The organism is Marinobacter sp. AN1, from assembly GCF_026013985.1.
GTDB classification, from domain to species: Bacteria; Pseudomonadota; Gammaproteobacteria; order Pseudomonadales; family Oleiphilaceae; genus Marinobacter; species Marinobacter segnicrescens.
This window is the reverse complement of sequence record NZ_CP110342.1, coordinates 452,417-474,393: the sequence shown is the minus strand read 5'-3', so window position 1 is coordinate 474,393 and position 21,977 is coordinate 452,417. Positions and strand designations below refer to the sequence as shown.

Sequence of the window (21,977 nt, the reverse complement as noted above, 5' to 3'; positions counted from 1 at the left end):
CATCAATACTTTGACTTCCCGGGCCCATAGCTGCCTACCGGGGCATCATGCGCACTTCAACCTGCTCGCTAAGGGGTCTGGGCTTACCAAGGTGGAAGCCCTGGGCGTAGTCCACTCCCAGCTGCCTGAGCTCGTCGACGATGGCCTGGTTTTCGACGAACTCCGCCACGGTTTTCAGGCCCATTTCCTGGGCAATGTTGTTAATCGATGCCACCATGACCCGGGCGGTGGAATCGACGCAGATATCGCGGACAAAGCTGCCGTCCACCTTTACATAATCCACCGGCAGATTTTTCAGGTAGCCGAAGGAGGAGACGCCTGAGCCGAAATCATCCAGAGCAAAGGCACACCCAATGGCCTTGAGGCTGCGCATAAACTCAAGCGCCCGGCTGAGATTGGCGATAGCGTTGGTTTCGGTAATCTCGAAACACAAAGACTGAGGCGGCACCCGCTCCCGTTTTATCCGTTCGTGGACGAATCCCAGAAAATCCTCGTCGGTTAGCGAATCGGCGGTTAAATTGATGCTGTAGTGGCCGGGATTGCCACCACACCGGCGGGCATGGTCACCGATCCAGGCAAGGGTATTGGCGACCACCCACCGGTCGATGGCACAGGCCACGTTGTAGCGTTCGGCTGCCGGCATGAAGGCCCCGGGGGCACGATCCGACCCTGTTCATCGAGCATCCTCACCAGCACCTCGAATCGTTTCTGGCTTTCCGGTGGCGAGTTCAGTGACTGGATGGGCTGTACGAACAAACGTAACCGGTCATCGTCCAGGGCCTGCCTTATGCGGTTAACCCACTGCATCTCACCCTGGCGTTCCAGAAGCGCCTTATCATCGGTCTGGAAGACATGCACCCGATTGCGGCCGCTCTCCTTGGCGGCATAGCAGGCAGCGTCTGACGCCCTGAGCAATTCGGTAAGACCGTAGCCCTGGCCATCAATAGGCACCAGACCGATACTGACACCCACGGCGAAGGTACGGTCTTCCCAAGAAAACCGGAAGTTTTCCACCAGTTCCCGCACACTGTCCGCCATGGCCTGGGCTTCCTGGATACCGCAGTTCATCAAGATAATGCCGAACTCGTCACCGCCCAGCCGGGCCAGCACATCGGTATCACGAACCCGGACCCGAAACAGGGCCGCCAACTGTCGCAAAAGTTCATCGCCGGCGATATGCCCGCAGGTATCATTGACCACCTTGAACTGGTCGAGATCGAGGTAACAAAGAACATGGCAACTGCCGTGCTCGTCCGTATCCCGCAGGGAGTTGGAGAGACGCCGCTCGAACTCGGCCCGGTTGATCAGGCCGGTTAGGGCATCGTGGGCCGCCTGGTGCTGGAGTTCGCGGGCCAGCTCCCGGGTGACCGAGATATCGATAAAGGTCAGCACCACCCCCATCAGTACCCCCTCCTCATCACGGATCGGCGCCGCCGATTCCTGAACGGGCACCAGCACCCCATCCGCACGACGCAGGGCCCGATGGCGGGCACCGGCACTGGACGGCTGACGCCAGGGTTTGCGTAACACCGCGCGAACCGGGTCTGGCAAACGCTCCCCGCTGGCTTCATCCTCCAGCCGGAAAACATCGCTGACCGGGTGCCCCACGCCCTCGGACACCGAGAGACCGGTCAATTGCTGGGCTACCGGGTTCATATAGGTCACCAGACCGGTACGGTCAGTGGTAATGACGCCATCGCCAATGGACGCAAGGGTGACCTGGGCCAGAGTCTTCTCCCGATGCAGTTGCTCTTCCACCCGCTTACGCTCGGTAATATCCCGGATCATCCCTGTGTAGAGCACCCGGGCCTCCTCGGCGTCGCGGCTGACCGTCAGTTCCGCCAGGAAATGGGAGCCGTCCCAGCGTCGACACACCACCTCTCGACGGACCTCACCACCAGGCACAGGCAGCATGGCCGCCGGGTCCCAGTGACCCGGGTCCAGCAGGCGGGAAAAATGCACCGGGGCCGACTCCGACGGCAGGGCAAACAGGCGCTGTGAACCGGGGTTATAACTGGTCAGCAGCCCCTGTCCGTCAAAGGTCACAATACCGTCACGGATCTCCCGCACGATGGATTGGGTCTTTTCGACCGCCGCCCCCAGGGCGCGGATCACTCGGTTGTACTGGCTGGCGATCTGGCCCACCTCGGTAAAAGGCTCCACCGGCACCTCACCCTTGAACCCGCCAGCCTGAACATCCCCCTCCATGGCTTCCAGCAATTCGATCAGCTCGGTACGGGTGCCATGCTCGGAGATATTCAGGCCCAGTCGCTCTGCCTCAGCCTCTACCCGCAGTGGCCACCACCGGTTAATGAGCCGCAGGAAAACCCAGGCAACGCCAAAACTCCAGAGGCCACAGACCACAACGCCTTCGACCTGAACCAGCAATTGCTCACCAAAACCCAGGCCGGTACCCAACCGCCCGGGATCACCAAACAGCGCGACCGCCAGCGTGCCCCATATTCCGGCCGCCAGGTGAACCGGGATCGCGGCCACGGCATCATCAATCCGCAACCTTAGTAACAGGTCTCCCGCCAACAGCATTACCACTCCGCCCACAGCGCCGATGACCAGAGCGTCCAGGGCGGAAATGACGTGGGCCGATGCCGTTACCGCCACCAACCCCGCCAACAATCCGTTCATTGGCAGGACCACGTCCGTGTTGCCCCGCAGCGCCCAGCTCACCAGCAGCACCGCCAAAACGCCTGAGATGCCTCCCAGCAACGTATTAACGACAATGCCCGGAACGGTGTCGTCTGCGCCAAGGGTGCTACCACCGTTAAAGCCGAACCAGCCAAAGAACAGCAGCAGTGCACCCAACATGGCCAGTGGCAGGTTGGAGCCGGGAATGGCATGGCCATATTTTCCTGTCCCCTCGAAGCGCCCGATGCGTGGTCCGATCAGCAACAGCACCGCAAGCGCAACCCAGCCCCCCACACTGTGCACCACCGTGGCACCGGCGAAATCCACAAACCCCTGCCCGGCCAGCCAACCGGCACCCGTTCCCAGGACGCCTGCCCAGGCCCAGTGACCAAATACCGGATAAATCAGCCCTGCCACAAGCGCCCCCACCATCACATAGGCCGCAAACCGCAAACGCTCGGCGGTAGCACCAGAGATGACGGTGACTGCGGTAGCACAGAACATGGCCTGGAACAGGAAAAACGCGGACAGCCAGGCCTCTTGCTGGCCCACGGGAGGCAGAAAGTGGGTGGTACCGGCCCAGCCGCCGTGGCTGAGCCCGAACATGACACCGAACCCAAACAACCAGTACAGCATGACGGCCAGGGCAAAGTCGGTCATGTTCTTCATGGCAACATTGATGGCGTTCTTGCTGCGGATCAGTCCGGATTCCAGGCACAGGAAACCCAGCTGCATGTTGAACACCAGGGCAGCGCATACCACCAGCCAGAGCACATCAAACAGGGACTTCTCACTCATGTTTTTCTCTTTAGCCGTCGGTGCTGATCCATGACGGCAAGGTCACCGACCACTACCAATCGACGAAGGTTTAGCCATCCCTGGTCGGTACTTCCTTAACCGTCAGGTTGCTAAGCAGGAAGTGCGCCATTCCCGGTGCTGCCCCGGGAACGCCACTGCAGCGGGGGCCAGAGCGCAACACAATGCATGCCTTTACCTCGCCATACGCACCTTTATGGCGCAAATTGGCACCGCCCTGTAAAAGTGCACCATTTTGTTCCATTGCCACGGGCATCACGGAAAAGGGCAGCAACGAAACAACCCCTGTATACTCACTGCTCTCTCGAGAACCCGAACCCTATAAAGATGCAGGAGACTCCGATATGACCATCCGACTGAACGACCAGGTTGCCATTGTTACCGGTGCCGGCGGCGGGCTGGGCCGTTGCCATGCGCTGGCGCTGGCAGCCCGTGGTGCGAAGGTTGTTGTTAACGACCTCGGTGCCGAGCCGGCCGAGGCGGTTGCCGAAGAAATCCGGGCGGCCGGGGGCGAAGCCGTCAGCCACGCCTGTTCCGTGTCCGATTACGATGCGGTGGAAGCCATGGTCAGCAAGGTCATGGACCAGTGGGGCCGGGTGGACATCCTGGTGAACAACGCCGGCATCCTGCGGGACAAGACTTTCGCCAAGATGGAACTGGACGATTTCACAACGGTGCTGGACGTCCACCTGATGGGGTCGGTGAACTGCACCAAGGCGGTGTGGGAAATCATGCGTAACCAGCAGTACGGCCGTATTGTAATGACTACGTCGTCTTCCGGACTGTTCGGCAACTTTGGCCAGTCCAACTATGGTGCCGCCAAGCTGGCGCTGGTGGGCCTGATGCAGACCCTGAGCCTGGAAGGCCACAAGTACAACATCCGGGTGAACTCCCTGGCACCCACAGCGGCTACCCAGATGACCGAAGGTCTGATGCCTGCGGAAGTGCTGGAAAAGCTGAAGCCGGAGACCGTCTCTCCGGGCGTGGTCTTCCTGTGCTCCGAGGACGCCCCCAGCCGCACTATCCTGGCCGCTGGGGCCGGCTCCTTCGAGACCGCCCATATCACCCTGACCAAGGGTGTCTACATTGGTGACGATGAGGATGCCGCCGATCAGATCGCGGCCCACTTCGCGCAAATCTCTGACCGCACCGGCGACCAGGTGCCTGGCATGGGCAGCGCCCAGGGCCAGCAGGAGATCAGCAACCTGATTGCCAGCCAGCAGAAAGGCTGACCACACACGTTACTGATCAGGGATTCCTGGTCAGTGGCGTCCTTCCGAAACCAGGCTTTCAATCCCCGCCAGCATCATCTCGATACTGAACTGTGCATCCGTGTCACTCGTGCCATGGGCCGACGCTTCGTTTACGGGTTCCGGTTCACCGTACAGGGGGCGTAACCGCAGGCCATTGGCCGCCACATTGGCCATACCAATACCGAACGTATAGAGCGCGCTGGTAGCTCGAGGCATATCCTGTTCCGCCACGCCGGCCTTGTGCAGTGCCCGCTGGATATAGTGAAAAATCTCCCGCTCCCGTTCGGTCCCCCAGGGGCTGGTGATCATGGGTGGAAACACCCGTGGATAGCGCTGGGCCAGCTGATGAAATCCCTGCCCCAACTGCCGCAAGGCTTCCTTCCAGTCCGCCGGCATCGGCTCCGGCAAAACCAGTTCTTCCTGGACCGTCTGGAACACCCCCTGCAACAGCGCCTGCTTGTTCTCCACGTGATGATAGAGAGACATGGCGTCCACCCCCAGCGCCCCAGCCAGCTTGCGCATGCTCAGGTCATCGGCGCCGTTTTCCTCAATCAGCGCCAGGGCTGCGCGATAGATTCGCTCCGGGCTCAGGGGTTGTCGTCGTTGCCGGGGGCTGGTGCGTGGCATCACAGGTTTCCTTGCTACATATTGATCGGTTCAATGATGCCCGGATCGTCGGTGATTGACCAGCCTTACAGTGTAGGGTAGATTTTTATCAACCCTACACTGTAAGGCAACAATAACGACCATGAGCCATAACCCGGGCGCCTCCAGCCAGACCCAGCCAGAACAGAACCTGCAGCCTTTCCCCCACCCGCCACGACTGCCGTTGCTGGGTAACCTGCTGCAGATCCCCAAAGACCATATGGCCCAGTACTTCCTGGAGGTCTCCCGGGATTTCGATGGCATTTTCGAGATGGATTTTGCCGGCACCAAAATTCCCTTCGCCTTCTCGGCGGACCTGGTTGAGGAACTCTGCGACGAGACCCGCTTCCGCAAGGTGATCCGCCCGCCACTGTCACTGCTACGGGATATCGTTGGCGATGGCCTGTTCACCGCCAAAAGTGACGAGGCCGCCTGGGGCAAGGCCCATCGCATCCTGATGCCGGCCTTCAGCCAGCGGTCCATGAAGGGCTATTTCGAGGCCATGCGGGAAGTGGCCGAGCAACTGTGCAATCACTGGCAGGCCCATGAGGGCGAAGACCTGCTGGTGGCGGATGATATGACCCGGCTGACCCTGGATACCATCTCCCTGGCTGGCTTCAACTATCGCTTCGACTCCTTCCAGTCCCGGGACCTGCATCCGTTCCTGGGGTCCATGGTGCGGGTACTCGCCGCCAATATGGCCAAGCTGACCCGTTTGCCGATGCTCGAGCGCTTCCGCAAGGACCCGCCGGACTACCTGGCCGATATCGATACCATGAACGAACTGGTGGACGAGGTGATCCGCCAGCGCCGTGAAAACCCCACCGACAGCAATGACCTGCTCAACCTGATGCTGACGGCGGAAGACCCGGAGACCGGCGAGCCCCTGGACGACCTGAACATCCGCCACCAGGTGCTCACCTTCCTGGTCGCCGGCCATGAAACCACCAGCGGGCTGCTGACCTTTACGCTCTACTTCCTGCTGCGCAACCCCCATGTGCTGGCCCGGGCCTATGCCGAAGTGGACCGGGTACTGCCCGGCGACACGGCTCCGGAGTACCGCCACCTGGCACAACTGGACGTGATTGAACGGGTGCTCAAAGAGTCCCTGCGCATGTGGCCCACCGCGCCGGCCTTCATGGTGGCGTCCTACGAGGATGAAGTGATCGGCGGCCGATACCGGCTGCCCCGCAACCAGGGCATCTCCATTCACCTGCCGTCCCTGCACCGGGACCCGAAGGTGTGGGACAACCCGGATGTGTTCGATATCGACCGCTTCCTGCCGGAAAACGAGGCGAAGATCCACCCCCACGGCTACAAGCCCTTCGGCAATGGCCAGCGGGCCTGCATCGGGCGGCAGTTTGCCCTGACCGAGGCCAAGCTGGCCCTGGCCATGATCCTGCAGCGCTTTGCCCTCTATGATCCCCACGATTACCGGCTGGATATCAAGGAAACCCTGACCCTCAAGCCCGATCACTTCTATCTGCGGTTGCGCCGCCGCAAGGAACATGACCGGCTGGTGACCCATACCGCCAGTTTCGCAGTGAGCGAAGCCACTACACCGGAACACCACGGGGTCAGCGGCGAAGGCGAGCCCTTCACCGTTGCCTGGGGTTCCGCCCTGGGCACCGCCCGGGACATCGCCGAGGAGCTGGCCAACCGGGCCGGTGACCTGGACTTCGACGCCCGCAGCGTGCCCCTGGACGAGCTGTCGGAGAACCTCCCAGAAAGCGGAATACTGGTGGTGGTCACCGCCACCTACAACGGGTATGCACCGGACAGTGCCAGGGCCTTCGAGGCCCTGCTGGATGAAAAGGGCCTTTCCGGGATAAAACGCCCGGGGCTGCGCTTTGCGGTCCTGGGTTGTGGTAACACCCAGTGGGTCAACTACCAGGCCTTCCCCCGTCGGGTGGATGATGCCCTGGCAACCACGGGCGCCACCCGCCTGCTGGAACGGGGTGCTGCTGACGGTAACGGCGACTTTGACGGGGCGGTCGAGGACTGGCTCGGCGACTTCTGGCAGACACTGGGAGAGTCGTCACAGCGCGATCCGGCCAGCATTGCCCGGCCCATCACCTTGGTGGACAGCCGCAATACCCGTGCTCAAGTGCTACCCGCGCGGGCGCAATGGCTGACTGTCATCCATAACCGTGAACTGGTAAAAGACGCGGATGCACTCCCGGACTTCACCGGCACCCGGACCCGGGCTTCGACCAGGGACATCCTGCTGGAGCTGCCGGAGGGCATGGACTACCAGACCGGGGACCACCTCGCTGTCTACCCCACCAACCGGGAGGACCTGGTCAACCGGGCCTGCCGACGCCTCCACGTAACGCCCTCGGAGCTGGTCCAGACCGACAACCAGCACTGCCCCGCTCACCTGCCCACAGGCACCACCCTGAGCGTCGGCCAATTACTCGGCCAGTTCCTGGAGCTGCAGGAGCCCGCCAGCCGCAGGGATCTTCGGGTGCTGGCCGCTCACAGCCCCTGCCCCCATACCCGGGAATCACTGACGCAATTGGCCGAGAACAACGATCGCTATCACCAGCAGATCCATGACCAGCGCCAGTCGGTTCTGGACCTGCTGGAACACTATCCGGCGGTGGAGCTGCCGCTGGAGGTCTTCGCCGCCCTGTGCCCGCCGCTGCGGCCCCGACTCTATTCCATTTCTTCCAGCGCCCTGACCCACCCGGGGCAAATACGCCTGACGGTAGGCACCGTCGCCGCGCCAGCCTGGTCCGGCCGCGGAGAATACCGGGGCGTGGCCACCAGCCTGCTGAAAGACCTGGACCCCGGCGATGAGGTTCTGGCGGAGATCCGCACGCCAACCCCGCCCTTCTCTCCGGTGGCCGATCCGGCGCAACCCATGATCCTGGTCGGCGCCGGCACCGGTCTTGCCCCCTTCCGGGCCTTCCTTGAGGAACGGAACCTGCAACGTCAACAGGGACAGGGCGTGGCCAGCAACCGCCTGTTTCCGGGCTGCCGCCACCCGGACCACGACCGCCTGTATGCCGACGAAATGGACCACTGGCAGGATCAGGGGGTCGTCACAATCTACCCGGCATACTCGGCGCTCGCGAACTACCCGCACCGCCACGTGCAGGACGCCCTCTGGGCGCAACGGGAAGAAGTCTGGCAATTGCTGGAAAGCGGCGCCCCGGTGTATGTCTGCGGCGACGGCGCCCGAATGGCGCCTGCGGTTCGGGACTGCCTGATCCGTATTGCCGAAGCCTGCGGCAGCCGATCCCGGGAGGAAGCCTCCCGGTGGCTGCAGGACCTGATGCAGAACGGCCGCTACCACCAGGATATTTTCGGTACCGGCTAAAGATTCCCGGTCCGGGACCGACAACCTGAGGACGTACAAACGGAAACAAAGGTAGCCTGCAGTGTTACACCGCAATCAGCTACCCTGTTACGTCCAAAAGATGGCTGAAACCACCGGAAGTGCCATGACTGAAGCCAGCGCCGTACCCCAGAAACTCCTGCTGTTCCGACTCGCCGGTAACCGCCTGTCGGCCCTTGGCACCCTGAAGATCCGGGAGATCATGCCGATCCAGCGGCTGACCCAGATCCCCCACAGTCATCCGGCGGTTATGGGCACCATGAACTTCCGGGGTTCCGCGGTGCCGGTGATCGACATGGCCGCTGCCGTGGGCTACCCGGCCCTGGATGCCGAGGCCCGCAAGACCGCCTCGATCATCGTCACCGATATCCAGCGCCAGGAAATCGGCTTCCTGGTGCGCAGCGTGGACCGCATTGTCGAGGCCAACTGGAAGCAGGTTCAGGCGCCACCGCGGGCCCTGGGCGACCAGGCGTTTATCACCGGCCTGCTGCAGATCGACAACGACCTGGTACAGCTGATGGACGTGGAGTTGCTGCTGGCCCGGGTATACCCGGAATCCATGCGCGCCAACCCCACCCAGCTCACCGACCTGGAACGGGAAACCCTCCGGGAGCAGCGCATCCTGGTGGTGGACGATTCCCAGGTGGCACGGCGCCAGCTCGCCGACGCCCTGGACCGGGAAAACATCCCCTACGAAGTCACCGGTAACGGCCAGACCGCTCTGGACCGAATCACCGAGGGCAACCGGGACCAGAACCCGGTCACCATCCTGGTCAGCGATATCGAGATGCCGGGCATGGACGGCTATGAACTCACCTTCCACCTGCGTGATGACCGCTCCATGCATCAGCCCTACATCATCCTTCACACATCACTGAACAGTGAGATGAGCGTCAGCTACGCGCAGCAGGTCGGCGCCAATGAAGCACTCACCAAGTTTGATGCGGAAGAGCTGCTGCACGCCATGTTGCGCGGCGCCAGTCATTCAGCAGTGGTTAGCGAGTAAGGTTGAGCAGTCGCACCTGTTGGGTCTTTCCTGAACTTTTGATGACAGTCAGCTGAGACACAGGCCTGTAACGTTCGTCGTGTGCAATAGGCACCTATCGGGGCAACCCATGGGACACGACGATGTTCAGCAAACTGTCAAAGCAGCTCCACAAGGCCAGCTTTTATAGCCGCAACCAGCTTCGATCGCTGGTACCACGGGAAATCTGGCAGGCACGTCGCCGGGCATTGCTTGCCTGGTACAGCCGTATGGACCCGCAAAAACGGGCCGACATTGACGCACGTGTCAGCTATTACAATCGCCTTGAGCGCCCGGTCTTCCCGTCAGGCCAGTGGGAAGCAATCAACCGCTTCAGCAGCAGGAACAAGAGCAGCGCCTACTGTGCCGACTTTCAGCACCTGATACGCCACTTCCCTGGCCACCTCCTGGTCAACTACCGGTTTGGTGATATCACCGAGTTTCAGCAAGAACCCACCCTGGTCAAAAGCCGGCCGGTGACCTCACCCAGGCTCAACGAAAACAGTCTGCTGCTGAAGCTGAATTCTGTCCGCCACTATCGTTTCTGTAAGGACCCGATCGCCTTCCGGGACAAGCAACCCAGGGCAGTCTGGCGTGGCAAGTCCAACCGGGAGCACCGCATCGACTTTGCCCGGCGGTTCATGGATCACCCCCGATGCAACATAGGCTGCACGCGACACAAGGAGCCCGCGCCCCAACCCTGGCACAAGCCGTTCATGTCGATACCCGAGCAACTGGGTTACCAGTTTATCGTCAGCGTGGAAGGCATTGATGTCGCAACCAACCTCAAGTGGATCATGGCATCCAACTCCCTGTGTCTGATGCGCCGGCCACGCTACGAAACCTGGTTCATGGAGGGCACCCTGGTCCCCGGCTATCACTATGTGGAACTCCGTGACGATCACTCCGACCTCCCGGACAAGATCGATTACTATTATCGCCACCCGGACGAGGCCGAGGCCATCATTGCCAACGCCCAGCGACACGTGGCCCGCTTCAGGGACCGGGGTATTGAGGACCTGGTCGGCTTACTGGTCATGGAGCGCCTGTTTCAACTGTCCGGCCAGGTTGGGCCTGCCCGCCTCCCGATAGCGGCAGGCTGATCCAGGCGCCCCGCTGAAAAACCCTGTTATAGACATAAAACATACATATCGGCCTGATCAAAAATGGTACACTTCGTCCCGCACTATCAATATTACCGACGAATCCTTTGCCATGACCCTGCCAACACCAGACCCTGCTGATGCAGCGCGCCCCGAAGATATCAGCTACCAGGCCATAGCCACTGTGCTCAACAGTCTCGACGCCCTCGTGTACGTGGCGGACATGCAAACCCATGACCTGATTTTCTTTAATGACTACGGCAGGAACTACTGGGGTGCTCCGGGGGGCAGGAAGTGTTGGCAGGTACTGCAGAAAGGTCAGACCGGGCCTTGCAGTTTCTGCACTAACCCGCAGCTGGTAGACGACGATGGCAACCCGACCGGACCGCTGGTCTGGGAGTTCCAGAACACCGCCAACAAACACTGGTATCAGTGCCGGGACCAGGCCATTCGATGGATCGACGGGCGCCTGGTCCGCATGGAAATCGCCACCGACATTACTGACCGCAAGGAAATGGAGCAGGCCCTGAAGGCAGCCAAGGCAGAGGCGGAAAAGCTCGCGGATACCGACGAGCTTACCGGCCTGAACAACCGCCGGGCCTTCTTCAACCTGAGCAACCAGGTCATAAGCCAGGCACTGCGAACGGGGGAGCCGGTCGCTGTCATCATGTTTGACCTGGACCACTTCAAGCAAGTGAATGATCGCTGGGGCCATGCTGCTGGTGACACCGTCCTTCGTGGCATGGCAGCCACTGCCCAACGGACAGTGCGGGACTCGGACATCCTGGCCAGGCTCGGTGGTGAGGAGTTTGCCATTCTGTTACCCGCCACGGACCTGCCCAAGGCACGCTACCTGGCCCAGCGTCTGCAACAGGCGTTCAGCAGCCAGATTTTCCCTGTCGCTGACGGCACGGTCCGCTGCACGGCGAGTTTCGGAATTGCGGCCTCCACGGCCCGGGAAATCACCCTTGATGACCTGCTCCGGCAAGCAGACAAAGCACTTTTCAGGGCCAAGGAAGCCGGCCGGAACCGTGTCGACAGCCGCTGCTGAGAGCGAGCTTTTACCACCCTTCCACAAGCCGATATACTCCTGCCAACCAAGCCACACTCGTCAAATCTGATCCGGGGCCAGCCCATGAAAGTCCGCGTTATTCCCGTTACTCCCTTCCAGCAAAACTGCACCCTGCTCTGGTGTGAAGATTCCGGCAAGGGTGTGGTCATTGATCCAGGTGGCGACATGGACCAGATCATGGCGGTGGTTAACGAGGAAGGCATCGGGCTTGAGAAAATCCTGGTCACCCATGGCCATATCGACCATGCCGGCGGCGTGGCGGCTTTGATGGCACAGACCGGCTTGCCGGTTGAAGGCCCCCACAGGGATGACGAGTTCTGGATTGAAGGCCTGCCCATGCAGAGCCAGCGCTTTGGCTTCGCCCACGCCGACCGCTTTACGCCGACCCGCTGGCTGGAGGACGGCGACCGGGTCACCTTTGGCGACCAGGAGCTGGAAGTGCTGCACTGCCCTGGACACACACCCGGCCACGTGGTTTTCTTCCACCGGCCTACCGGCTTTGCCCAGGTAGGAGACGTACTGTTCAACGGTTCCATCGGCCGCACCGACTTCCCGAAAGGGGATTACCAGCAGTTGATCCATTCGATCCGGGACAAGCTGTTTCCCCTTGGAGATGAGGTGAAATTTGTCCCCGGGCACGGCCCCATGTCCACCTTCGGCCACGAGCGCGAGACCAACCCGTTCGTTTCTGACCACCGGGGGTGAAACCATGTCAGAAGAAAGCCGTCATCGCGTCGATATCCACTACTGCACCGGCTGCCGCTGGCTGCTGCGCTCCGCGTGGATGGCCCAGGAACTGCTGACCACCTTCGAGGATGAGATCAACGAACTGACCCTTCACCCGGGCTCCGGTGGTATCTTCGAGGTATGGGTGGACGACGCCCGCATCTGGTCCCGTAAAGAAATGGGCGGCTTCCCCGAAATTACCCGGCTTAAACAACTGGTACGAGACCAGGTCTCCCCGGAACGCTCACTCGGGCACAGTGATCGGAAACCTTCGGGCAACGTCCCTTAACCTTCTGATACAAAAACAGACATAGATCAACCCCTGAACAGTTTCCAAAACAACTCTTCCGGTTATACTTCTCGAACAATTATTAAAAAATATACAGAACCGGAGTAAGCCAATGGCTATCGGTAACGCACTGGGTTTTCGTACCAAGATTGCCCTCCCCTTTGTCATAACTGCCATCGCCGTCATTGTTCTCGGCGTTCTCAGTGTTATCACCGCCCGCAACCTGGTATCGGATACCGATTTCCTGGCGGAGAACCTGCTACCCGCGTCCAGTGAGGTCCTTAACGGCGACCGGGACCTGTACCAGGCCCTGGTGGCCCAGAATGGCTATATCCGCGCCCGGGAAAGCAACGCGGCCGCTGAAGACCTGCTGGCAGCGTTCCATGAAAATGCCGATCAGGCACGGGATCGTATCCATGCTGCCCAGGAACGGCTTACAGGCACGGGAATCGATGCCGAAATGGAAGGTTTTGACGCTACCTTCGAGCAATGGCGAACCTCAGCGGAAACCGCCCTCGAGCGCGCAAGGATCGGCGATACCTACGGTGGACGCGAGCTGATCCGCGAAGAAACTGGTGAACTGTTCGAAGCGGTCCGGGGTTACTTCGACCGCACCGGCCAACTGGCCGACGAGCTGGCCAAGACGCGCGCCGCTGAAGCCTCTGGAGAGGCGAACCAGGCGGTTGTCATCACCATCGTTGTCACCCTGGCAGCGCTGATAATTGCCGTAGTGGTTTTCCTCGCAGTCATGAAACTGATTATTGCCTCCATCCGCACCCTGCGTGCACAACTGGACAATATCGCCCAGGGCGAAGGCGACCTGACCCAGCGGGTGCCGGTGGAAAACAACGATGACCTGGGCCAGCTGGCGGAATCCTTCAATGCCGTGCTGGCCAATCTGCAAGGCATGGTCAGCAATATCCAGCAGCTGTCAGAGCAACTCTCCAGTGGCGCCAACCAGCTTGAGCAATCAGCGGCGGATAACCGGGATGGCGTCTCCCGGCAGACCGAGTCGATCAATATGGTGGCCACTGCCATCAATGAAATGCAGAGTGCGGTCGAAGAGGTAGCTGGTAACGCCTCCCGTGCGGCCGAAGTCACCCGTACCGCTCAGGGCAACGCAAGCAAGGGTGGTGAAATTGTTGAGCAGTCGGCTCAGCAGGTTCGCCGGCTTGCCCAGCAAATCAGTAAAGCGGTGGAGGTCATTCGCAAGCTGTCGGCGGATTCCGATAACATCACATCGGTACTGGACGTGATCCGGGGTATTGCGGAACAGACCAACCTGTTGGCGCTGAACGCGGCCATCGAAGCGGCCAGGGCCGGCGAGCAGGGGCGCGGTTTTGCGGTGGTTGCCGACGAAGTGAGGACCCTGGCCCAGCGCACGCAGCAGTCCACTGAAAACATCCAGGGTATGATCACGGCTCTCCAGTCAGGGGTATCCGACATCGTCTCGGTGATGGAAACCGGCAGTGACCAGGCGCAAGCTACTGAAAAGCTGGCCGCCGACGCCGAAACCGAGCTGGCCTCGATCCTCCAGGCCATGAGCGATATTACCGACGTCAACTCCAGCGTGGCCTCTGCCACCGAGGAGCAGACCCAGGTCATTGACGAGATCAACCGGAACATCACCGACATCAATGACCTGGCCAATGAGAGTGATACCCGCTCAGCGGACCTTAATTCACTCAGTGAGTCCATGGCCGGCTACGCCCGCCAATTGACAGACCAGGTGGGCCGCTTCCGGGTCTGAAGAACCCGGCATTTCCTTACCACAACGGACCTCACTGCCCCGGCATCAGCACCTGCGCCGGGGCAGTCACTCTATTGCCCCATCGCCTTGCCCAACCTGTCCTGAACGTCACATTTGTGGTTCAGTGGTATCGGGCACCAGCCCGATAACAGCTGCTACACTTGCTCCCGACTCACTGTTTTCTTTCCGGAGCATCCGCGCTATGACCGCCATTGTGGACTTCCTGAACAACATCCTCTGGGGCTACGTTCTGGTCTACGGCCTGCTGGCTGTAGGCGTGTTCTATACCATTCGCCTGGGCTTTCTGCAGTTCATCAACTTCAACGAGATGATCCGGGCGATCCGGGGCTCCCGGGAAAGCGATGTGCACGGCATTTCACCCTTCCAGGCACTGTGCACCAGCCTGGCCTCCCGGGTGGGCACCGGCAACCTCGCCGGTGTGGCGGTGGCCCTCTACCTGGGGGGCGCCGGTGCCATCTTCTGGATGTGGATGGTGGCGCTGGTGGGTATGGCCACCGGTTATGCGGAAAGCACCCTTGCCCAACTCTACAAGGTCCGGGACGGCAAGGGGCAGTACCGTGGTGGACCTTCCGTGTATATCAGTAAGGGCCTGAACGCACCCTGGGCAGCGGTTATCTTTGCCATCTGCCTGATCCTGTCTTTCGGGCTTGTATTCAACGCCGTGCAGGCCAATTCCATCGCAGACGCCATGCAGGGCGCCTTTGGTATCCCGAAACTGTGGATGGGTATTGCAGTGGCCATCTTCGCAGGCATTGTCATTTTTGGCGGGCTTCGGTCCATTGTCCGGTTTGCCGAATTCGTGGTGCCCTTCATGGCCGGGGCCTATGTTCTGGTCGCCCTGGGCATCATGGCCTGGAATATCACCGAAGTGCCGGGCGTCCTGGTGGCCATCGTAAAAAGCGCCTTCGGCCTTGAAGAGGCCGTCGGTGGTGCGACCGGCTCCATTACCGCAGCCATGCTCAACGGCATAAAACGGGGCCTTTTCTCTAACGAGGCAGGTATGGGCAGCGCTCCCAATATCGCGGCAACTGCCACACCCGCCCCGCATCATCCCTCATCCCAGGGACTGGTACAGGCCTTTGGCGTGTTCATCGATACCATTGTGATTTGTACCGCGACGGCGGTGATGATCCTGCTGTCAGGTGTCATGGGGCCAGATTCGGAGCTGACCGGAACCCGGCTCACCCAGGCCGCCATGGAAGCTCACATCGGCGAAGCCGGGGGTTACTTCATCGCCATCGCCATCCTGTTCTTCGCCTTCACCTCCATCGTGGCCAACTATACCTATGCAGAAAACGCAGTGGTTTACCTTGGGGGAGGAAACAACCTGGGTATCGGCCTGTTGAGGATAGCAGCACTGGCCATGGTGGTTTGGGGTGGTTACGAGGCTGTGGTGACGGTATTCAACACCGCCGACGCCTCCATGGGGCTGATGGCCGCCATAAACCTGGTTGCCATCGTGTTGCTGTCGGGCACGGTGGTGAAGTTGACGAAGGATTACCTCGCCCAGCGCAAAGCCGGAGAAGTCCCACATTTCAAGTCAAGGGATTACCCGGAACTGCACGAGAAGATCGACAGCAACATCTGGCACTGACCGTTCACTGCCGGGTGCGGGAAAGGGCCTGCGCCCGTCACACTGCCCTGCGATCCTCACGGTGGCGGAAGATGCGGGTACTCAGCTCCTTGTAGCGCTTTACGATGCCTTCAATCTGATCAAGGCTTCGGCGGGTGGCATCCGGGTTGTCGTCGCTGAAGCGGGCACCGTAGATACGTCGTTCCGAGAGGTCACGCACATTGGCCACAGAGGCAGAGGCCTTTTCCACGACAAAGTCACCGGTTTCGGTGGTCAGTCGCAGGCTCATCTGGAAACTTTCTCCCTGGGCCAGCGGCACATCACCGGTAAAAGCAACGCCCCGCTCAGTGACGTCCAGCACCCGTACCGTCAGCCAGTCACGGCCAAATAGCCCTCGCTTGATGCCCACCCGGGCGCTGACCCGGATCGATGGTAAACGCTGCCGGCTCCGACGTTCCTGCATACTGCCCCCTTACTGCACTTGTCGTTATTTCGGGACCTTTTCACTGAGTGTCTCAATTTATCAGAGTCCCGGGCGGGTTAAACCGGGTAATCACGGATACAGGTCACGAATTACGACATTACTTCCCGGGGGCGCCGTAAACCGGGAAACCGTTCCGCAGTCGCATTCCTGACTTTGCGAACGGCCCCACAAGTGGCAAACTGATCCGCTTAGCATCGTAACGAATACGCAACAACCCAATAACAAACCACACAAGGAACGACACGATGAGTAATTCCGTGCTTCTGGAAAAACACGATAACGGCGTCGCCGTGGTGACCCTCAACCGTCCGGATGCCATGAACGCCCTGTCCGGAGAGCTGCGCGAGCGCCTGTACGATGTCATGCAGGAAGTACGGGGCGACGACAGCATCCGCGCCGTAGTGCTCACCGGCGCCGGGCAGAGAGCCTTTACCGCCGGACTCGACCTGAAAGAGCTGGGCTCTGACACCAGTGGCATGAACGCGGCTACCGACCAGAACCCCCGATCCAACCCGGTGACCGCCATCCGCAGCTGCGGCAAGCCGGTGGTCGGCGCCATCAACGGCGTTGCCATCACCGGGGGCTTCGAGGTTGCCCTGGCCTGCGACATCCTGATCGCCTCTGAAAACGCCCGCTTTGCCGACACCCACGCCCTGGTCGGCATCATGCCGGGCTGGGGACTGTCCCAGAAACTGCAACGCATCATCGGCCAGTCCCGGGCCAAGGAACTGTCTTTCACCGGACGTTTCCTGAATGCTGAGACGGCCTGCCAATGGGGCCTGGTGAACCGGGTGGTCGCGGCGGACAAGCTGATGGATGAGGCCCTGGCGCTGGCGGATGACATTACCGTAGTAGAGCCGCCTTTCCTGGCCAAGTACCGCCACCTGATTGAACATGGTGCCAACCTGTCCATGGACGACGCCCTTAACTACGAAACCCTGTTCTCCTCCATCGAGAACGACAAGGTCACCCCGGACGATATCGAACGTCGCCGCCTGGCTGTGATGGAACGTGGCCGCGCCCGCAAGGGGTAACGTGGCCCATGCCGACCTCTATGGAACAGCTTCAGGAGCGCTACGGACAGCGCTATAATGGTGGGTGATGATCACGGTCATGACCGGCACCATGACCATGTCGTTGTCATCTACCATCGTAAACGTAGCCTTGCCGGACATCATGGCAACCTTCTCGGTCAGCCACACGATGGGGCAGTGGCTGGTCACTGCCTTCCTTGCCAGCATGGCCATTGGCATGCTGCTCAATGTGTGGATGGTGGACCGGTTTGGTCCCCGTACCACCTATATGGGCGCACTGGTCGTGTTCGTGGTAGCCGCCATAGCTGGCGGCCTGGCCATGAATTTCGGCATGTTGGTCGTGGTGAGGGTACTGCAGGGCCTTATCGCCGGTATGGTACAGCCCCTGGCTATGTTGATGCTCTATGCGGTATTCCCCGTTAACCAGCGGGGCCAGGCCATGGGGCTGTATGCCATGGGCGTGGTACTCGGGCCCACCGTCGGCCCGGTGGTGGGTGGCGTGCTGGTGGACTGGTGGTCCTGGCGTGCGGTATTCCTGGTGGTACTGCCCTTCTGTATCGCCGCCTTCTGGCTTGGCAGCACCTTCCTGTCGCGGCCGTCCAGTGCCCCCCCGGTGCACCGTCGCCTTGACGGCGTTGGTCTGCTGTTGCTCACCGGTTGGATGGTAGCGCTGTTGTGGGGACTGTCGGAAGGCCCTCACCTGGGCTGGGGCAGCCTGCCGGTCACCCTGGGATTGCTTGCTGCCGCTGCCCTGTTTGCAGGGTTCACGCTGCACCAGTTACGCAGCCGGTCACCCCTGCTGGCCCTGCGCATCTTCCGTCATACTGGCTTTACGCCCGCCTTCCTGGTCGCCATGCTGACCGGTGCCGGCCTCTTTGGCTCGGTGTATCTGCTGCCCATGCTGGTGCAGACGGCTATGGGGGAGTCCGCCTCAGCGGCTGGCATGTTGCTGATGCCCGCCGGCCTGGCGATGGCTTTCTCCTTTCCGATTATTGGCCGGCTCACTGACCGGGTACTGCCCAAGCTGCTGGTGGCAGTCGGCCTGGTGCTGTTTGCCCTGTCCAGCATCGTGCTGAGCGAGGCACGGGCCGATATGTCACTGGTACTGATTGCGATGATGGCCGCACTGGGCCGGGTCGGGCTGGCCATGACCATGCCCCCGGTGGTGATCGGTGCGGTGAGCATCGTGCCCCAGAACATGATCAACCAGGCCACCGGCCTGATCAGCTTTGCCCGTCAGTTCGGCGGCTCACTGGGGGTCAGCCTGTCCGCCATACTGCTGCAGGAAAATACGCTGTGGACGGCTTCGCTCGGCGTACCCGAAGCCTTCCCCGGCTACCAGGATGCCTTCGCCCTCATGGCGCTGCTCTATCTGATCGGGCTCTACCCCATGGCCCGGATGCAATCACCACCGGCAGAGGACCGCAAACGGCCGCAACCTGCCTGACAGATGTCAGGAAAGGTTCCGTCCCCGTGAGACTTTGTTGTAAGGTGACCCTACGCTCCAAGAGAAACGCCTCGACAATTCGTCTCATCAATAACGAAGGAACAATAATAATGATCCTCACTGATTTGCCGGAACAGAGCCTCGAACGCTTTGGCGAATACACCATGCTGTACGCCGGCGAGCGGGAAGTCACCAACCTGGAACTCCAGGACAGCGCCAACCGGCTGGCCAATGGCCTGCATAACCTGGGCGTCAAACCCGGTGACCGGGTGGTGGTGTGCATGCCCAACAGCCCGGAGGTCTTCATCGCCTACCAGGCAGTACTCCGCGCTGGCGCCATCGTACTGCCAGTGATGTTTGTGCTTCATCCGCGGGAGATCGGCTTTATCCTGCAGGCCTCCGGCGCCAGCGCCGTGATCACCAGCCAGGCCATTCTGCCGTCTATCGAGCAGGCAACTTCCGGCATGGAGACACCACCGAAACTGGTGGTGGCGGGCATCGCCCAGAACCAACCGAGTCCCAACGCCGGCATACCCTGTAACAGCCTGTGCTCACTGATGGCCGCTGCCGACCCGGAAATCGAGCTACCGCCGATCAAGGAAGACGACGTCGCCGTTATCCTGTTTACCTCCGGCACTACCGGGCAGCCCAAGGGGGTGATGCTCACCCACCGTAACCTCTACAGCAATGCAGCTTCCGCCGTGCAACTGGCCGAGGAAGCCGGCGACGAACCCGGTACCACCATTGGCGTGCTGCCACTGGCGCACATCTATGGTTTTACCATGGCCAACACCCTGTTCCTGCGTGGTAGCAGCGTGGTTATCCTGCCCAAATTCGACGTGCGGGAAGTGTTCGAGGCTGTCCAGAAACACAAGGTAACGGCATTCAGTGCGGTTCCGGCCATGATCTACGCCCTGACAACCGCTCCGGAAGCCGAGGAATACGACCTCACCTCGCTGGAATCGGTCGGTTCCGGGTCCGCGCCCCTGCCGGTGTCGCTGATCGAAGCATTCCGCAAGCGCTTTAACGCCGAGATCTATGAAGGCTATGGCCTGTCCGAAGCCGCGCCCACCGTTTCCGCCCACCGCAAGGGCGAGCCCGTCAAGGCCGGCTCGGTCGGCCGCGCCTTCCCCGGTGTGGAACTGCGCATTGCTGACGAACTGGGCAACCCGCTGGCCGTCGGTGAAGTGGGTGAACTGCTGGTGCGGGGCGAGAATATTACCCCCGGCTATTACAACAACGAGGAAGCCACCCGGGCTGCCCTGAAAGATGGCTGGCTGCATACCGGTGACGTAGCCCGGCTGGACGAAGACGGCTACCTTTACATTGTCGATCGCAAGAAGGACCTGATTCTTCGGGGCGGTTTCAACATCTACCCCCGGGACCTGGAAGAGCTGATTTCCCGTCATCCCGCCGTGGCCGAAGTGGCAGTCGTAGGTGTTCCGTCGGAGCGTATGGGTGAGGAAGTCGTGGCCGTAGTCGTTCGCAATCCGGACACCGACATCACCGAGGAGGAACTGCTCGCCTTCTGCCAGGAGCGACTGGCCAAGTACAAAACGCCCCGCAAGGTGGTCTTCATGGAGGCCATGCCCCGCAACGGTGTTGGCAAGATCCTGAAGAAATCCCTGCGAGAGCAGGTTGCGGAACAGGTGGAGATCGATTAAACCGTAACGACACCACCCCGGCCACCAAAAGGCCGGGGTTCAATAATAAAGAACAAGAAGCGGATTCCCATGAGCGCTGAAGCCCCTACGATTATCCCCTTTAGCCATGGCATCTACGCCATTGATACCGAATTTGCCGGCAGCCAGATGATGGATGCCAGTCATCTGATCGTCGACAGCGGCGAAGCCGCGTTTGTGGACGTGGGCAGCAACTTTTCCATTCCCATCCTGCTGGCCGCCCTCGACAAACTGAATATTGCCCGGAACCAGGTGCGCTACGTCTGTATTACCCACGTCCACCTGGACCATGCCGGCGGTGCCGGGCAAATCATGCGGGACCTGCCGGGGGCCACCCTGGTGGTCCATCCCCGGGGTGCCAGGCACATGATTGATCCCAGCGCCCTGTACGAAGGGGCGCGCCAGGTCTATGGCACCGAAACCATGAAAAAACACTACGGTGAACTGATACCGGTTCCTGCTGAGCGCATCCTGGAAGTCCACGACGGCGACACCCTGCCACTGGGCCAGCGCACCCTGACCTTCCTCGACACCCCGGGCCATGCCCTGCATCACTACTGCATCCACGACAGTGAAGCCGGCGCCGTGTTTTCCGGGGATACCTTCGGCATCTCCTACCGGTCACTGGATACAGACAAAGGTCCCTTCATGTTTCCGGCGGCCACGCCGGTGCAGTTCGACCCGGACAAGGCCCACGAATCCGTGGACCGGCTGTGTGCCCTCAAACCCCGTGCCATTTACCTCACCCACTTCAGTGAGGTGACTGCCATTGACGACCTGGCCGCCCAGCTCCATGGCGACCTGGATGCCTATGCGGCCATCGGACGCAAGTACCGGGCCGAGGAGCCGGACATCCAGGGCATCCGCGCCGACCTCAAGGCACTGTTTGCCCGCAGGCTGGCCGAACACGGCTGCAACCTTGATGACGAGGGACTCGAGCAGGCCCTGGGCATGGATATCACCCTCAATACCCAGGGGGTTGCCGTGTGGTCAGCCAAGCAATTCAGAACGTCCACGTCTACGACCAAAGTCTAGGTAGCATATTGAATTAATTCACCCTTCACCTAATCCA

The 21,977-nt window shown here is 60.9% G+C and carries 17 protein-coding genes; 13 read left to right on the top strand and 4 right to left on the bottom strand.

From position 1 onward, the window contains the following. Positions 1 to 34: 34 nt before the first annotated feature. Both LJ360_RS02060 and amt read right to left on the bottom strand, forming a co-directional pair. Entirely contained in the window at positions 35 to 619 is a 585-nt protein-coding gene (locus LJ360_RS02060) for an EAL domain-containing protein (protein WP_264995981.1), read from the bottom strand. Then, a complete protein-coding gene (gene amt, locus LJ360_RS02055) occupies positions 514 to 3,441 on the bottom strand; it encodes an ammonium transporter (RefSeq protein WP_264995102.1) in 2,928 nt (975 codons plus the stop codon). Before amt ends, LJ360_RS02060 begins: the two co-directional genes overlap by 106 nt. Positions 3,442 to 3,803: 362 nt before the next feature. Between amt and LJ360_RS02050 the strand changes: the two genes are divergently transcribed. Further along, complete coding sequence (locus LJ360_RS02050) at positions 3,804 to 4,691, top strand: SDR family NAD(P)-dependent oxidoreductase (protein WP_091848841.1); 888 nt, start codon at positions 3,804 to 3,806, stop codon at positions 4,689 to 4,691. A 30-nt stretch (positions 4,692 to 4,721) separates the two neighbouring features. Here LJ360_RS02050 and LJ360_RS02045 read toward each other — a convergent pair whose 3' ends face one another. Then, positions 4,722 to 5,339, bottom strand: a complete 618-nt coding sequence (locus LJ360_RS02045) for a TetR/AcrR family transcriptional regulator (protein ID WP_091848842.1) — start codon at positions 5,337 to 5,339, stop codon at positions 4,722 to 4,724. A gap of 121 nt (positions 5,340 to 5,460) precedes the next feature. On the opposite strand from LJ360_RS02045, the gene LJ360_RS02040 reads away from it, so the two are divergent. From LJ360_RS02040 to LJ360_RS02005, 8 genes are all read left to right on the top strand, one after another. Further along, positions 5,461 to 8,682 (top strand): bifunctional cytochrome P450/NADPH--P450 reductase, encoded by a 3,222-nt coding sequence (locus LJ360_RS02040; protein ID WP_091848843.1) that lies wholly within the window; start codon positions 5,461 to 5,463, stop codon positions 8,680 to 8,682. 124 nt (positions 8,683 to 8,806) lie between these two features. Continuing rightward, positions 8,807 to 9,706, top strand: a complete 900-nt coding sequence (locus LJ360_RS02035) for a chemotaxis protein (protein WP_091848844.1) — start codon at positions 8,807 to 8,809, stop codon at positions 9,704 to 9,706. Between the two features lie 122 nt (positions 9,707 to 9,828). Then, the gene (locus LJ360_RS02030) at positions 9,829 to 10,827 is read left to right on the top strand and encodes a glycosyl transferase family 90 (RefSeq protein ID WP_091848845.1); all 999 of its coding nucleotides are present in this window, start codon (positions 9,829 to 9,831) and stop codon (positions 10,825 to 10,827) included. A 112-nt stretch (positions 10,828 to 10,939) separates the two neighbouring features. After that, positions 10,940 to 11,878, top strand: a complete 939-nt coding sequence (locus LJ360_RS02025; protein ID WP_091848846.1) for a GGDEF domain-containing protein — start codon at positions 10,940 to 10,942, stop codon at positions 11,876 to 11,878. Between the two features lie 84 nt (positions 11,879 to 11,962). Beyond that, a complete protein-coding gene (locus tag LJ360_RS02020; protein WP_091848847.1) occupies positions 11,963 to 12,604 on the top strand; it encodes an MBL fold metallo-hydrolase in 642 nt (213 codons plus the stop codon). 4 nt (positions 12,605 to 12,608) lie between these two features. Further along, entirely contained in the window at positions 12,609 to 12,914 is a 306-nt protein-coding gene (locus LJ360_RS02015; RefSeq protein ID WP_091848848.1) for a SelT/SelW/SelH family protein, read from the top strand. 112 nt (positions 12,915 to 13,026) lie between these two features. After that, positions 13,027 to 14,664 (top strand): methyl-accepting chemotaxis protein, encoded by a 1,638-nt coding sequence (locus LJ360_RS02010; protein WP_091848849.1) that lies wholly within the window; start codon positions 13,027 to 13,029, stop codon positions 14,662 to 14,664. 202 nt (positions 14,665 to 14,866) lie between these two features. Next, on the top strand, positions 14,867 to 16,279 hold the full coding sequence (locus LJ360_RS02005) for an alanine/glycine:cation symporter family protein (RefSeq protein ID WP_091848850.1): 1,413 nt from the start codon (positions 14,867 to 14,869) through the stop codon (positions 16,277 to 16,279). Between the two features lie 37 nt (positions 16,280 to 16,316). Here LJ360_RS02005 and LJ360_RS02000 read toward each other — a convergent pair whose 3' ends face one another. Then, positions 16,317 to 16,721 carry a PilZ domain-containing protein gene (locus tag LJ360_RS02000; RefSeq protein ID WP_091848851.1) on the bottom strand — a complete coding sequence of 135 codons (405 nt, stop codon included), beginning with the start codon at positions 16,719 to 16,721 and terminating at the stop codon, positions 16,317 to 16,319. 266 nt (positions 16,722 to 16,987) lie between these two features. Here LJ360_RS02000 and LJ360_RS01995 point away from each other — a divergent pair, with 266 nt between their 5' ends. From LJ360_RS01995 to LJ360_RS01980, 4 genes are all read left to right on the top strand, one after another. Beyond that, on the top strand, positions 16,988 to 17,776 hold the full coding sequence (locus LJ360_RS01995; RefSeq protein ID WP_091848852.1) for an enoyl-CoA hydratase: 789 nt from the start codon (positions 16,988 to 16,990) through the stop codon (positions 17,774 to 17,776). A 67-nt stretch (positions 17,777 to 17,843) separates the two neighbouring features. Beyond that, on the top strand, positions 17,844 to 19,223 hold the full coding sequence (locus LJ360_RS01990) for a DHA2 family efflux MFS transporter permease subunit (RefSeq protein ID WP_264995101.1): 1,380 nt from the start codon (positions 17,844 to 17,846) through the stop codon (positions 19,221 to 19,223). A gap of 110 nt (positions 19,224 to 19,333) precedes the next feature. Further along, positions 19,334 to 20,887: a class I adenylate-forming enzyme family protein gene (locus LJ360_RS01985; protein WP_091848854.1), complete on the top strand. Its 1,554-nt coding sequence runs from the start codon at positions 19,334 to 19,336 to the stop codon at positions 20,885 to 20,887. 69 nt (positions 20,888 to 20,956) lie between these two features. Continuing rightward, positions 20,957 to 21,940, top strand: coding sequence for an MBL fold metallo-hydrolase (locus tag LJ360_RS01980; protein WP_091848855.1), 984 nt, complete (start codon positions 20,957 to 20,959; stop codon positions 21,938 to 21,940). Positions 21,941 to 21,977 lie beyond the last annotated feature (37 nt).

What these genes read in the sequence shown, in the direction of transcription:
- LJ360_RS02015 (WP_091848848.1), top strand. Translation starts at nt 12,609, where the DNA reads ATGTCAGAAGAAAGCCGTCATCGCGTCGATATCCACTACTGCACCGGC.
- LJ360_RS02035 (WP_091848844.1), top strand. Translation starts at nt 8,807, where the DNA reads ATGACTGAAGCCAGCGCCGTACCCCAGAAACTCCTGCTGTTCCGACTC.
- LJ360_RS01995 (WP_091848852.1), top strand. Translation starts at nt 16,988, where the DNA reads ATGAGTAATTCCGTGCTTCTGGAAAAACACGATAACGGCGTCGCCGTG.
- LJ360_RS02030 (WP_091848845.1), top strand. Translation starts at nt 9,829, where the DNA reads ATGTTCAGCAAACTGTCAAAGCAGCTCCACAAGGCCAGCTTTTATAGC.
- amt (WP_264995102.1), bottom strand. Translation starts at nt 3,441, where the DNA reads ATGAGTGAGAAGTCCCTGTTTGATGTGCTCTGGCTGGTGGTATGCGCT.
- LJ360_RS01985 (WP_091848854.1), top strand. Translation starts at nt 19,334, where the DNA reads ATGATCCTCACTGATTTGCCGGAACAGAGCCTCGAACGCTTTGGCGAA.
- LJ360_RS02040 (WP_091848843.1), top strand. Translation starts at nt 5,461, where the DNA reads ATGAGCCATAACCCGGGCGCCTCCAGCCAGACCCAGCCAGAACAGAAC.
- LJ360_RS01990 (WP_264995101.1), top strand. Translation starts at nt 17,844, where the DNA reads ATGATCACGGTCATGACCGGCACCATGACCATGTCGTTGTCATCTACC.
- LJ360_RS02050 (WP_091848841.1), top strand. Translation starts at nt 3,804, where the DNA reads ATGACCATCCGACTGAACGACCAGGTTGCCATTGTTACCGGTGCCGGC.
- LJ360_RS02010 (WP_091848849.1), top strand. Translation starts at nt 13,027, where the DNA reads ATGGCTATCGGTAACGCACTGGGTTTTCGTACCAAGATTGCCCTCCCC.
- LJ360_RS02005 (WP_091848850.1), top strand. Translation starts at nt 14,867, where the DNA reads ATGACCGCCATTGTGGACTTCCTGAACAACATCCTCTGGGGCTACGTT.
- LJ360_RS02020 (WP_091848847.1), top strand. Translation starts at nt 11,963, where the DNA reads ATGAAAGTCCGCGTTATTCCCGTTACTCCCTTCCAGCAAAACTGCACC.
- LJ360_RS02025 (WP_091848846.1), top strand. Translation starts at nt 10,940, where the DNA reads ATGACCCTGCCAACACCAGACCCTGCTGATGCAGCGCGCCCCGAAGAT.
- LJ360_RS01980 (WP_091848855.1), top strand. Translation starts at nt 20,957, where the DNA reads ATGAGCGCTGAAGCCCCTACGATTATCCCCTTTAGCCATGGCATCTAC.
- LJ360_RS02045 (WP_091848842.1), bottom strand. Translation starts at nt 5,339, where the DNA reads ATGCCACGCACCAGCCCCCGGCAACGACGACAACCCCTGAGCCCGGAG.
- LJ360_RS02000 (WP_091848851.1), bottom strand. Translation starts at nt 16,721, where the DNA reads ATGCAGGAACGTCGGAGCCGGCAGCGTTTACCATCGATCCGGGTCAGC.